This is a genomic window from Acidisoma sp. L85 (genome assembly GCF_009765865.1).
Lineage (GTDB): Bacteria > Pseudomonadota > Alphaproteobacteria > Acetobacterales > Acetobacteraceae > Acidisoma.
This window is the reverse complement of the sequence record NZ_LMUQ01000026.1, coordinates 463514-476599: the sequence shown is the minus strand read 5'-3', so window position 1 is coordinate 476599 and position 13086 is coordinate 463514. Positions and strand designations below refer to the sequence as shown.

10 protein-coding genes are annotated in these 13086 nt (G+C 62.7%); 3 read left to right on the top strand and 7 right to left on the bottom strand.

All coding sequences use genetic code 11. The features are described 5' to 3' along the window. Window positions 1-56: 56 nt before the first annotated feature. Window positions 57-794, top strand: coding sequence for a metallophosphoesterase (locus GSQ83_RS08100; RefSeq protein WP_158802352.1), 738 nt, complete (start codon window positions 57-59; stop codon window positions 792-794). A gap of 13 nt (window positions 795-807) precedes the next feature. On the opposite strand, the gene GSQ83_RS08095 is transcribed toward GSQ83_RS08100, so the two are convergent. From GSQ83_RS08095 to GSQ83_RS08085, 3 genes are read right to left on the bottom strand one after another with little or no spacing between them, the layout of a single operon-like run. Next, window positions 808-1389: a nitrile hydratase subunit alpha gene (locus GSQ83_RS08095; protein WP_158802351.1), complete on the bottom strand. Its 582-nt coding sequence runs from the start codon at window positions 1387-1389 to the stop codon at window positions 808-810. Then, window positions 1386-1667: an SH3-like domain-containing protein gene (locus tag GSQ83_RS08090; protein WP_158802350.1), complete on the bottom strand. Its 282-nt coding sequence runs from the start codon at window positions 1665-1667 to the stop codon at window positions 1386-1388. The genes GSQ83_RS08095 and GSQ83_RS08090 overlap by 4 nt, the downstream gene beginning before the upstream one ends. Further along, the gene (locus GSQ83_RS08085) at window positions 1664-1951 is read right to left on the bottom strand and encodes an SH3-like domain-containing protein (RefSeq protein WP_256367076.1); all 288 of its coding nucleotides are present in this window, start codon (window positions 1949-1951) and stop codon (window positions 1664-1666) included. Before GSQ83_RS08085 ends, GSQ83_RS08090 begins: the two co-directional genes overlap by 4 nt. A gap of 838 nt (window positions 1952-2789) precedes the next feature. Between GSQ83_RS08085 and GSQ83_RS08080 the strand changes: the two genes are divergently transcribed. Then, window positions 2790-3977, top strand: coding sequence for a fatty acid desaturase (locus GSQ83_RS08080; RefSeq protein WP_158802348.1), 1188 nt, complete (start codon window positions 2790-2792; stop codon window positions 3975-3977). 19 nt (window positions 3978-3996) lie between these two features. Here the strand turns inward: GSQ83_RS08080 and GSQ83_RS08075 are convergent, their stop codons facing one another. The 3 genes from GSQ83_RS08075 to GSQ83_RS08065 are packed head-to-tail and all read right to left on the bottom strand — an operon-like array spanning window position 3997 to window position 7963. After that, window positions 3997-5358 carry a sensor histidine kinase KdpD gene (locus tag GSQ83_RS08075; protein ID WP_158802347.1) on the bottom strand — a complete coding sequence of 454 codons (1362 nt, stop codon included), beginning with the start codon at window positions 5356-5358 and terminating at the stop codon, window positions 3997-3999. Continuing rightward, complete coding sequence (locus GSQ83_RS08070) at window positions 5355-6554, bottom strand: FIST signal transduction protein (RefSeq protein ID WP_158802346.1); 1200 nt, start codon at window positions 6552-6554, stop codon at window positions 5355-5357. Before GSQ83_RS08070 ends, GSQ83_RS08075 begins: the two co-directional genes overlap by 4 nt. 20 nt (window positions 6555-6574) lie before the next feature. After that, entirely contained in the window at window positions 6575-7963 is a 1389-nt protein-coding gene (locus tag GSQ83_RS08065; protein ID WP_158802345.1) for a PleD family two-component system response regulator, read from the bottom strand. 575 nt (window positions 7964-8538) lie between these two features. Here GSQ83_RS08065 and sthA point away from each other — a divergent pair. After that, on the top strand, window positions 8539-10029 hold the full coding sequence (gene sthA / locus GSQ83_RS08060; RefSeq protein ID WP_158802344.1) for a Si-specific NAD(P)(+) transhydrogenase: 1491 nt from the start codon (window positions 8539-8541) through the stop codon (window positions 10027-10029). Here sthA and GSQ83_RS08055 read toward each other — a convergent pair. Further along, complete coding sequence (locus tag GSQ83_RS08055; RefSeq protein WP_158802343.1) at window positions 9945-12881, bottom strand: glycosyltransferase; 2937 nt, start codon at window positions 12879-12881, stop codon at window positions 9945-9947. The two genes, sthA and GSQ83_RS08055, sit on opposite strands and share 85 nt — an antisense overlap. Between the last annotated feature and the right edge of the window lie 205 nt (window positions 12882-13086).

Below are 13086 nucleotides of genomic sequence, written 5' to 3'. Positions count from 1 at the left end.
CGAAGCTGTCGAGCCCCCTCTATCGCCGACTCGGCAAGCCGAGGTTAGCTATAGGGATGTCTCTTGAGTTCAGGCCGGCACCTTCAGCACTTCCTCGCGGCCTGCGCGTCTACGCGATCGGGGACGTGCACGGCTGCGCCGCCTCCCATGCTGCGATCCTCGGCATGATCGCGGAGGATTACGACGCCCGTCCGGCGTTGGAGCCACTGGTGGTCCATCTCGGTGACCTGATCGACCGAGGTCCGGATAATGCCGCCGTGCTGGCGCGGGTAGCCGCCGGCTCTCCGATTCCTGGGCGCCTCATCAATCTGCTCGGCAATCATGAGGCGCTCTGTCTTGAGGCGATGATGGAAGGCGGCGATGCGGCGCGCCATTGGCGGCGCCAGGGCGGTGACGCTTGCCTCGCCGATTGGGGCATTCCCAAGCGCAGCCGCCCGGAGGATTGGGCGGCCTTGATCCCGCCCGAGCAGCTTGCCGTCCTGCGGGAGGCGCGGCCATGCCTTCGCCTCGGCGGTTATTTCTTCACCCATGCCGGCATTCGGCCAGGGCTGTCGCTCGATCAGCAGAACAATGAGGATCTGGTCTGGATCCGGGAGCCTTTCCTCTCCTCCGCCGCGACACACGAGGCGGTGGTAGTGCATGGGCACACACCACGCAGCGAGGTGACGCTACGTCCAAACCGTATCGGTATCGATACGGGCGCGGTTTATGGCGGTAAGCTTACGGCGCTGGTTCTCGAAGACGACCGCCTTGCCCTGATGCAGGTGCCGGGGCCCAAGAAGCCGCGGAAGTAGCTCACGGTTCCTCTCAACCCGCCTGCGGCACGGTCACGCCGATCATGTCGCCCTCACGGATGATGCTCGCCAGGCGCTCCTCCGACCAACCTTCAGTGCCGTCCGGACGCATCGGCAGCACCATCCAGCGATAATCCGCGGTGCTATCAACTACCCGGAGCGTTACCTGCTCGGGAAGATCGGTTCCCCACTCGAGAAGAACGCCGCGCGGATCGCGAACCGCGCGCGCCCGGTAGCTGACCGATTTGAACCAGAAGGGCGGATAGCCGAGAACCGCCCTTGGATAGCAACTGCACAGGGTGCAGACGACTAGGTGGTGGACCTCGGTCGTATTCTCCAGCACGCCGAGCGGCGGCATTCCGCGCATCGGGATGCCGAGCGTCTCAGCAGCGCGCGCCCCATCCGTCAGCATAAGCTCCCGGTAGTCTTCATCCATCCACGCCTTGGCGACCATGCGCGCGCCTCCCGCCGGGGAGGCGGCATCGGTGATCGCGATGCGCTCGGTGATTTCTTCCTCCGAGGCGATCCCCTTCGCCGCCAGCACCCGCCGCAATGCTATCAGCAGCGCGTCGCTATCCAATTCGGCGATGTTCACGAAGATGTCTCCAACCAGGGGCCGAAGATTTCGATGAGGATGTCATCGTCCGCACGACCGCCATCCCATAGGCCGTACCGCTTGAACTGGACGTGGTAGAGCGGCAGCCGTTGGGCGGGGCGGCCGAAGGCAAGGTCCTCAGGATTTGGATAGTCGCCGAGATGCCGGAGCACCGTTCCGATCTCGCCGCGCACATAATGCGGCGTCCGGATATGGCAGGGTCCGCGTGTTTCCGGCCAATCGTCCCGAACGCGAACCTGGGTTCCGGGCGCGATCATGGCGTCGCCTCCAAGGCAGCCTGCAGTTCCGCGGCAGTGACGACGTTTTTGGCGAGGAGCGTCGCGGTGATCGAACGCAGCCAGCGCTGGTAATAGGTCATCCGAAGATAATCCTCCTCGGACAGCGCCTCGACTCCCCGCCGCAATTCGTCGACGGACATGACCTGCTTCATACCGAGCAACTGCCGGATCGCGTCAACTTCGCGGTCGAATGCCGTCAGTTCGTGCGGCTCGGCGTCGATCGCATCGCACATATAGCGTGGCACACCACCAAGGTCGTGCATCGCGCGGGGGACATCTCGCTCCATGGGGGCAGGATACCCGTCTTGCCAAAGGAACGAAACGGATAACCCGGCCCCTGGCCGAGAACCGCGTTCGATACTGCCTCACCGCCAAGGATGGCGCCGCGCGATCCTTCAATTGCTCGCGTCTCATGCAGCCTCAACGATTGTGATAGCGAGGCCAAGCCTATCGCCAATGCGGATTTTACAGAGCGTTACAGAAAGGCAACAATTTCACTTAAAAAGTCTAAAATACTGTTACACTGGCGGGTGTCATTGCAAAATTAGAACAAGCGTTGGTCTCATTGACGAAATAATCAAAAATCGTGGCTAGTTTTGTCCAAAAATACGTCTTGCGGTAAGGTGATTGGGAGCGCCGAAAGGCTGCCGGCTGAAACAACACCGTCTCTCGCTGGCGCGCGAGCTCTCGAAGAATCGTTCGAGAAAGCGTATGAAGTCTGACCAAAGGCAGAGTTCCGCTACCGGTTCGCCGAGCCGGGATAGGTCAAACCAAGCTGAGAAATAGGCCCAACGTGAGGGGCTTACGAACCTGGCACCGGACACTTGATGATGAGTGATCCTGTTTCCAGGCGCCGCGGCGCGGCCTCCAACGGGTGCAGTACAGTCCTCGCCACGGCCTGCTCGACCGATGCGCGACAGACCTCTGGCGCCGAACCCTGTGCCATCCGGTAAGGCGGTTGCAAAGCAAGGCTCGCCCGATAGATGAAGTTCTCGTTTCTAAAAAAAAATTAAGTAAAGTCTGCTGGACTGCTCCGACTGCCTTGCTCTTCGGAACCTGGCCGGTCCGAAACCTCGCTCAACGACCCTGAAGGATCCCTACATGTACGCCTCGGAACTCGCACTTTCGCCACAGCCGGTGCAGCTTGGCACCTCGATACGCTACGATCCCCGCGCCGAAATGGCGATGCGACTTCCTTCCTGGGTGCAACCGTTACTAACTTGGATCACCGCGAAGCCGGCCCCGGGTGAGGAGCCTGCCCCGAAATCGCCGCTGGCCTTCGTCCGGGAGGCCGCTCTCCTCGTTGCCGGCGGCTGCGCCCTGTCCGCACTGGCGATTTCCTTTATGACTGTGCAGGAGCCGTTGTTCTGGTTGCTTCTGGTGTCAGGCCTGCTGGCAACCACTTCGGGGCTCGGCGTCTTCCAGGTCGTGATCTTCCACCATTGTGCGCATGGCACGATATTCCGCACGCGGGCGCGCAACAGGACAGTGGGGCGGGTGGTTTCGGCAGTCCTGTTGTTCAAGCACTTCGATCGTTACCAGAGCGAACATATGCTGCACCACAACGCGAAGAAGCTCTTCACCGACGATGACGAATTCACCGACTTCATCCTCGGGATCTGTGACCTCGCGCCGTCTCTGGATCGCCACGAGCTCTGGCGCCGGTTACTGGTCGATCTGGTTTCTCCCCTGTTCCACGGGCGCTTCCTCTACAAGCGCATTCGCGGCAGCTTGGGATCGCATGAGCGCTCGCACAACCTCATCGGCATCGGGGCCTGGGGCACGCTTCTGATCCTCGCCGCCTTGACGCACATGCTTGGCATCTTCTTTGTCGCTGTCGTACTGCCCGTTACGGTCCTGCTGCAAATCGCGACTGTCTTTCGCATCCTGTGCGAGCATCGTGTGCCGCCGGTCGAAGTCCTCATCCGCCGCGGCCCCGACCTGGTGTGTCAAGCCACAGCCGGCGTCTTTCCAGGCGTGCGGCCGCCCGAGGCCCGCGCCACAACTCTGCCTGGTCTCGCTGCTTGGCTCATCTGGTGGACGAACATGCTGACGGTGCAGCTCTTCGTGCGCTTGTTCGTACTCGTGGGCGATGCGCCCTGCCATGACTTCCACCATCGGCGGCCAGCGAATAAGCGCTGGACGGACTACGCTCACGCGCGTCAGGCCGATCTGGAGGCCGGCTGCCCGGGCTTCCCGCTCAACTACGTCGATACCTGGGGGCTATTCCGCGCGATCAATGAGAATCTTGGGGCGCTGGCGCGTGCTCCAGCCGACCTGCTGGGATGAGCGGCGTGGTTACCGGCCGTCACCCGGGCGAGGCGCCTGCGGCCGCGTCCGGCGCGAGGCGCATCCTGCTCGGCGGCACGATGACCATCACGGTGGTGCCGCGACCGTCTGCGCTGTCGATGATCAACTTCCCCTGATGCGCTTCGGTCAGCTGCCTGGCGATCGGCAAGCCCAAGCCAGTGCCGGGAAACCTGCGGCTCAGAGTGTTCTCAAGCTGTACGAAAGGCTCAAGCGCGCGCGGAATATCCTCCGGCTGCATGCCGATGCCGCTATCGCGAATGGCAATCTCTACGCCATCTCGCGTCGTGCTGCGCGCCGAGACGGTGATCTTGCCACCGGTCGGCGTGAACTTGATGGCATTGCCGAGGAGGTTCGAGAGGATCTGCCTGAACCGGTCGTAATCGATGAAGCTTTGCAGCCTCGGCACCACCGGAAGCAGCTCGACGACGATCCCGCGCGAGGCGGTCTCCGCCGCGAAGGCCCGCACCGACGCCTGCAACAGCTGGCCAACCGGAACCCAGTCCAACTGCAACCGCGGCACCGCATTGCTGAGGCTGGAGAAATCGAGAATGTCCCGGACCAGCGAAAGCAGGCTCTGGCCGGCGTCTAGAATCTGCCGCGCGAACTCCTCACGGTCAGGTGGCCGTGTCCCGCTATCCAACAGAAGCTCCGAGAATCCGATGATCGCATTGAGTGGCGTGCGCAGCTCATGGCTCAAGGTCGCGAGGAACCGGGCGCGCGCATTGCTCGCCTCTTCGGCGGCCGTCGCGGCCTGACGCAATGTGGTCTCGGCGAGTTTGCGTAGCAGCACGTCGATGTAGACGGACAGCGCGCCTTCAACCAGTTCCTGGTCGCTGGCTTCGAAAGGGCGATGGATATTGCCTTCGGTATGATTACCCAACAGCAGCGCCCGCCGGCTGGCAGGCTCATAGGCCCAGAGCAGGTAAGGTACTCCGAGCAAAGCCGCCAGCGCTTCTCCGGCCGGTCCGATTTTCTGGCCCGAAGCGGTGTACAGAAAGCTCGGCGGTTGCTCCAGCGTCACCTGGGCGCCGACCTTTGGCCCCAAGCCGTGCTCGATCACGAAGCGGCCCGGCGTGGCGGGATCCTCGGTCAGGAAGGCCGCGCGGTCGCAGACGGAAGTGTCCGCGATCGACGCCAGCAGCGGCTCGCCGATCGCTTCGGCCGGCATATCGCGGTTGACGATCTGATAGGCGCCCCGAATCAGCCGCGCGACGATCCGGCTGCGCCGCGCCTCCCGTGAGGCTCGGCTTTGCTCCTCTTGCAGCCGTAACAGCCTCGCGCCGATCTCGTTATATTCGCGCTGGTAGTATTGCAGCTCGCGTTCGAGCCGCTCGATCTTGCCCGCAAGCTCGCCGCTCATGAGTCCCGCTGGAGGATACTCAGCACGCCGGTCCAGTCGAGCGGCCGGCTGTAATTGCCGGCGAAGGGGGCGATCTCCACGCCCGAATAAAAGCCCATGAAGGGGAAGGCCGGCGCGAGGCTGCTTATCACAAGCTCGGCTTCCTCCGTCGCGGCTCCGCTCATCACGCTGGCGCGCCCGGCGCAGTCGATATAGAGGCCCAGTACGCAGTCCTGTCCGGAAATGCGGGTCTTGAGATCCGCGACGCCGCGCTCCACCGAATCCAGCATCAGCGAGTTGTCGCGACTCATGATCTGGACCCGCGTGCCGACGGCGAAGTCAGGCTCGAACAAAGTAATCGAGCCCGCGGCGGGATCCGCACGCAGGATGAGCCGGTTGACGTAGTTATTTTCGTCGTAGGGCGCGAAGGGATCGCCCTGCTTCTGGCCCAGCGTCGCGACCAAGGAGAGCTGCTGTCCGCTCGTTGTTCCAAGCTCGAGCCCGAGCATGCGTTCGACGACCGTAAGCGCTGGCTGACCATCCAGCTCCAACACCTCCGGCCCATTGATGCGCGTGATCTCCATGAATGTGCTGACGGGACGGCAGCCGTGCAGGATGACCGTCGTCGCACGCAAATTCGGCGGGAAGACCAGCGCCGCCATGGCGTGCTTGCGCACCTCGCCGCCCTCAAACACCCAGCCGTCAGAGATATTGATGTCGGTGAGCAGACCGCCGCCGATAACGTGAAGCGCGCGCCCCCCGAGCCCTTCCTGGAACCCTTCCATGAGCTGGCTCGCCGGATGCAATCGCAGCGGCGAGACATTCGCCACGCTGTCGAACAACAGCATGACGGCCGAGCCATCGATCGAGTTGCCTTGAACGACCACGCCCAGCCCAAGCCCCGCCGCGCGTTCGTCGGCCAGAAGATCGCGGGTGGTGAAAATCCGCGGAGTCACGTTAGCGCCGGTGAAGGTGATAAGCCCGATCTCGAACCCGCTATAGCCAAAGGCCGTCCCGGCAATCACGCCAGCCGCCGATCCGCCCGCGAGCGGAACATCGCCGAACGCATCCCTCAGGGCGCTTAGTGCTGCCTCCGGCGGATGCTTGCCACCAATGAAGGCCAGGACGAGTTCGGGCCTGTCCGGTCCCAACTGATCGCGGCACGACCGCACCGCCGTCGAAGCATGCACGTCGCGAGCGTAGGCCGTTCGGATCATGATACCGCCGTTGTTCGGGTTTACGTTTGCGCTGGGGCGCGTAGCGTTTCATCGCGATCGACCAGAGGCGAGCGCAGCGTGACCTTGTTGCGCCCGCTGCGCTTGGCTTCATAGAGTGCGCTGTCCGCCTGTTCGATCAGGCTGAGGGCCGAAAACGCGGTTGCCGACGCTGCCACGCCTATGCTGACCGTGACCCGCACCTCCGGCTCGATGAGCGCCTGTTCGATGGCGATCCTCAACCGCTCCGCGACATTCACGGCGGAATTCTCATCTGAGGCGGCGACGATGACGACGAACTCTTCGCCGCCGTAGCGGGCGACCAGATCGACCTCCCTGAGATTGACCCTGAGAATCGCGGAGACGCCCTGGAGGACGCAGTCGCCAATGCGATGCCCGTGGCGGTCATTGATATCCTTGAAATGATCGACGTCTATCATCAAAGCCGCAAAGCCTTGGTTCACGGCGTCGGCGTAAAGTCCATCGAGATGGCCGATCAGGTAGCGCCGATTATAGAGGCCGGTCAGCGGATCGATGACCGCGAGTTGCAGTGCGGTCCCGACATCGGTTCGCAAGCGGTCCTGATAGTGCTTCCGTCGGATATGGTTGCGCGCTCGCAAAAGGAATTCGCTCTCATCGAGCGGCAGCATGAGGCAGTCATTGGCGCCGAGATCGAGACCGCCGATGACGAGACCACGCTGACCGGGTTCGCCGACCAGCAGCAAGGGCGTGTCGCGCGTCATGTTCGCCGCGCGCAGCTTTGCCACCAGCCGCAATGGATCACCTGCCATCGGCGAAAGGCTGATGACGATCAGATCGAAGGGCGCGACCTCGGTTGCCGCAAGCGCCGCGCTCTCGTCTTCCGCCAAAACCGTCGCTATGCCGTCACGGCTGAGAACATCGCGCAGACGCTGCGCGCGGATCATCAGATCATCGACGATGAGCGCCCGGCCCGGCTCGGAGACTGCCTCATGCAGGCCATTCGCGGTCAGCCCCAACGCGAGCGCGGTGTCGCCCCGGGCGCGCCATTCGTCCAGCAGGCGCTTCAGCCGAATGATGCCACGCAGCCGGGCCAGAAGAATCTCATGCTCGACGGGTTTGGTCAGGAACTCGTCCGCCCCGCAGGCCAGTCCCTGCAGCCGGTCCGCTGGCTCCTTGAGCGCCGTCACCATGATCACAGGGATATGGCACGTCGTCTGCTTAGCCTTCAGCGAACGGCACACCTCGTACCCGTCCAGTCCAGGCATCATAACATCAAGTAGAATGACGTCAGGCTGCCAGTCATCCGCGAATGCAAGCACGTCGCGACCGTCACGGATCGACTTGACTTCGTAATATTCGGCGGCGAGGCGGACTTCCAGAAGACGGACATTGGCCGGGACGTCATCGACGACCAATATGCGGGCCGTCAAGATGGCCTCCGTTTAGAACGCACGCCCGGTGCGGGAGCGACTGGCGCTCCGCCTCGCGTTCTTGTCAGCAGCGGAAACAGCGGGGGGAGGGCGCGTGCGATCGGGCGTACTCCCTGTGCGAATATGGCGGGCACATACATAATTTGCTCAAACGGCGGTAGGCTGGCCACGCCCAAAAGGGCACTAAAGCATTAGCATAGCATAGCCTAAATGGGGGGCACTAGCCTGGACTCGGCCGCCTTCCCCAAGTGTCATGCTCTTCCCTTCAAGCAAGATTTTTACAAATTCTTCCTGTCGCCCCTTTACTCCGGAGCCGGAACAGCGGGTATGCGCGCCATGAGATCTGCTTGTTTTTCTAGAATTACTTTGGTGATACTATGAATTTTGGTGGGGCGGTTCTGGCGGCGCTCAATACTCGATCGATAGGGGTGAGGCGGCGCCCGAGATCGCCTCGGGCTGCCCGGCCGATCAGTCGATATTCACGAACTCGGCCCCTAGCGAAGGGCAATACGTCTGCCCTAAGGTGATTTTGTGCACTGCACTCTAGCGGGGGCACGTCGCGGAAAGGCAGGCGCGTGACCGATTTCGAATTCATCGTCATCGGCAGCGGCCCGTCGGGCCGCCGGGCCGCGATCCAGGCAGCCAAGCTCGGCAAAACCGTCCTGGTGGTGGAACGTGGACGGCGTGTCGGCGGCGTGTCGGTCCATACCGGCACTATTCCCTCCAAGACCCTGAGGGAGACCGTGCTCAACCTCTCCGGCTGGCGGGAACGCGGCTTCTACGGCCGCTCGTACCGCGTGAAGAAGAATATCGAGGCCAAGGACCTCATGGCCAGGCTGCACATCACGCTGGACCACGAGGTCGATATCCTGGAGCACCAGTTTGCGCGCAACGCGGTGCGCACGATCGAGGGCACGGCACATTTCATCGACCCTCATCGCATCGAAGTCGTCTCGGCCAAGGGCGACAGCCGCGTATTCTCGGGCGAGAAATTCCTCATAGCGGTCGGCACCCGGCCCTACCGTCCAGCCAGCATTCCCTTCGATGGCGCGAGCGTTCTCGACAGCGACGAGATCGTCGAGCTGACACGCCTGCCGCGCAGCCTGACGGTCATCGGTGCGGGCGTCATCGGCGTGGAATACGCCACCATCTTCAGCGCGCTGGACGTGCCGGTGGCGCTGGTCGAGCCGCGGGAGAGTTTCCTGGATTTCATCGACCAGGAGATCATCGAGGACTTCACCCACCAAATGCGCGATCGCGGCATGACGATCCGTCTCGGCGCCAAGGTGACAGCGGTCGAGATCGAGAACGGCTGGCCCGTCGCGGCGTTGGAGGGTGGCCGACGCGTGCGCTCCGAAATGTTGCTTTATGCCGCCGGGCGCGTCGGGGCGACGGATACGCTCAACCTTCCGGCTTGCGGCTTGGAGGTCGACCATCGCGGCCGCCTGAAAGTGCATCCGCAAACACTGCAGACTGAGGTTCCCCATATCTACTCGGCCGGCGACGCGATCGGCTTTCCCAGCCTCGCCTCGACCTCGATGGAGCAGGGCCGCATTGCGGCCTGCCACGCTTTCGACGTGCCGATCCCACCCGCCCCGGAATTCTTCCCCTATGGCATCTATTCTGTCCCGGAGATCTCAACCGTCGGCATGAGCGAGGAGGAAGTGCGGCGGCGCGCCATCCCCTATGAATGCGGCATCGCGCGTTTCCGGGAGACGTCGCGCGGCCATATCATGGGCCTCGATACCGGCATGATGAAAATGATCTTCTCGATCCGCACGCGCCGGCTTCTGGGGGTGCATATCGTCGGCGAGGGAGCCACCGAACTCATCCACATCGGCCAAGCGGTCCTCAACCTAAAGGGCACGCTAGACTACTTCATCGACAATACCTTCAACTATCCGACTCTCGCGGAGGCGTACAAGATCGCGGCGCTCGATGCCTGGAACCGGATGGCAATACCCGGTCGCGGCGCCGCATCTCAGTCGGGCGCCTCCCACACGGCGGCCGTCGTTCCGATCGCGCCCGTCACCGCTGGAGCCGCGGAAGAGGAAGACGCCGCCTGAGCTTCGTCGCCAGACGCCCGCGCCAACTCCACTGGGAGTTCAGATGGCGCGGGAAGCTCGGGCGATCCAATCAGGACTGTCCCATCTAATTCTGCGGGGACCGCCGCGACGCTCACCACACGCAGGTTGCCGGATAGGACTTCAGGCTCTGCCAAAGCCACGACCTCCGCCGTACAGTCCGAACCGACCATGATCCGAGGTCCCGTCGTGATCGCCCCCTCAACCTCGATGTCGCGTACGAGCAGCGGCTCGGTGCCGATTTGACCCTTGGGGAGGGCAGTAGCCTCGGCTGGCGTTTGATCTTCGGTAGGACCATCGGCCGAGAGCAGGATAGCCGGTGCCGGTAGCGCGGGTTTCAGGACCTGGCCGATCCCGGCATCAATAGCTCTCTCGGAGAAGCGCTCGCCAACGAGCGTGACGCCGAGGGCTGCCGCTTCGGCATTGCGTTTCGCGTCGTGATAGAGTTCGACGATCTTGCTCGCGAATGCTCCGGCGCCATCGGCGAGCGTAAGCGCCTCCAGCGCCAGCGGCAGATGCATTCCCTCGATCGCGCAGGCTGTGGCGATGCAAGGCAGGGCCGCGGCCATGCTGGTCAATACTTTGCCCTTCAACCCGGCTCCGAAGCGCAGCGGTGCCACGGTGAGTCGGGTTCTCTGCAGAAGACTGCCGAGATCCGCCACATGTCCTATGGGCAATATGCCTCGCCGCCGCAGCGCTTCTATCGCCGGTGGCATGGCGCTGCCCGCCAGAAGGCAGGTGATCTCGGGATCGAGCTGCCACACAAGGGGCATGATTTCATGCACAAGCCAAGTTGCGGCATCCACATTTGGCTGATGGTTGTAGCCTCCGACGAAAAGGATGTGACGCCGCTCGGCGAAAGGCAGTGGACGGGGACCGACGCGCACGACCCACGGAACAACGGACGCGCGTACTGCGCCCGCGGTTTCCTGCGCCAGAGCCAACGCCTCGGCTGACGAATGGACGATCACGCCATCGGCCGCCTTCATAGCGCCGATCTCAAGCAGCTTGATCGAGGCAGCTTTCGCCCGCAGACCTTCGGCACTTTCCACCACGGCCTGACGCTCGGTGCGCAAATAGTGGAGATCGGCGACGCTATAGATGACGCGACAGCCGGGATAGCGCTCCTTCACCAGCGCCGTGTATTTCACGGCATTGACCATGCGATGCAGATAGACGACGTCGTAATGCGCCGGGTCGCGGCGAAGGATCTCCTCTACGGAACTGAAATAGGGATGATAGTAGCACTGCACACCGATGCGCTGCAGTGCGTCCGTATAGGGCGGGATCCGCGCCATATTGTCGGCGCCCACGAAAGCGACTTTGTAACCGAGCCGCATCAGCGAGAGAATATGTTCAAAGGCGGCATTGGAGCCTGCATCCTGATCCGGTGTCGGAACGGAAGAGTCAATAAACAGCGCGCGTTTGGTAACGTGACGCTCGCTATCCTTGTGCGGCGGATCTGACCGGTCTTGGTGATACTGCAGGACATGACGCCAGCGCTCGAGGAACCTGCGTTGATGGATACGCTGGTAGCGCTTCATACCGGGACCCGCGACATCAACGCCCGAGGTGACGCCCTGATGGTGCAGCACGCGGGAGGCGGGTTGGACCACGACGCGGCGCCCGGCCTCTCTCACACGAAAACAGAGATCCGTATCCTCATAATAGCCAGGCGCGAAATCACTCGAGAAGCCGCCAAGCGTCTCGAAGAGATCGCGCGGTATCATGAGGGCGGCGCCCGAGACGTAGTCGCAGTCGCGGAGGAAGCAGTATTCGGGCCGTTCGGGATCTTGCCTGCCGCCATAATTCATCGCATCGCCCATGCGCCAGACGATCCCACCAACCTCCTGTAGCGTCCCGTCAGTCGAGAGCAGCTTCGAGCCGACGACGCCGATGCGGGGATCGCGCGTGAAGGTCTCCAACAGCTCGTCGAGCCAGCCCGCCTGGACTTCCGTGTCGTTATTGAGGAAGAGGAGGTGATGGCCGCGTGCCACCACGGCGCCAGCATTGACCGAGCCGACGAAACCCAGGTTGCCGGCATTGCGGATAATCCGTACCCCGCCGAAGATCCGCCCGGCGAGGAGTGTGGCATCGGTCGAGCCATCGTCGACGAGGATGATCTCGGCTTTTGCCACCGACGGATAACGCAGCATCGATTCGAGGCAGCGGCAAGTGTAGTCGAAGTTGTTAAAGACGGGGATGATGATCGAGACCTCGGGGGCATCGCTGCTGGGCCAGTCGAGGTGGCCATGCGATTGGATTGCCGCTTCGACCAAGCCACTTAGCCGATGCGACAAGCTCGGCTCGCCAGAAGCGAGCTCGGCAAGACGCTCCTGCCGCGCCGCCGCCGAGGCTTCCCTGTCGCGAAGAGCCGCTTCGACGCGGTCGAATTGCACGAGGAAGAAACGCGCGAGTTCGACCAACTCCTTTGTGTCAGCCGCGTTTTCCGCTGCGTGCGAAACCGCGTTTGTCAGCAGGCGCTGTGTCTCGTGACCCAACAGTGCCTCTGCATTCTCGAGCACAATCGGGGAACCCTCGAGATCAATGTCCCTGCCGGCGACACGAACCCTAAGATGCACGCGAAGGGTCTCGAATAGGCGGTGGGGAAGACGAATCGAGAAGCCGTGATGACCGGTACCCGCTCCCACCTCGACGAGATCGGCCCGGAACTTATTTGCCTCGATGCGGCAGATGACTTGGGTATCATGGACGATCTCAATCACGAGAGGCACGTTGGGCAGGACGGGATCGAAGCACCAGCCGCCAATTTCGTTCCAGTCCGCGCAATCGACAAAGCCGACGATGGAGGGACGGACTGTAGTTTCTCCCATGGGCGCCGAAATCCTCTCATCCTGGGGCGTCGCGGAGAGTGCGGCGCCATGACGAATACAGTTAGATGCCGGCGAGCGACCGAGCTTGGTGTATACCGCCGCATGCATGAAAACTGCGTGACCAAAAAGGCTGTCCGTGAGCATGCTCCGGAGCTGCTAAATCGAAGTGCCCATGTGGCGCGGCACGAGGGGAGCGGAGGATCCG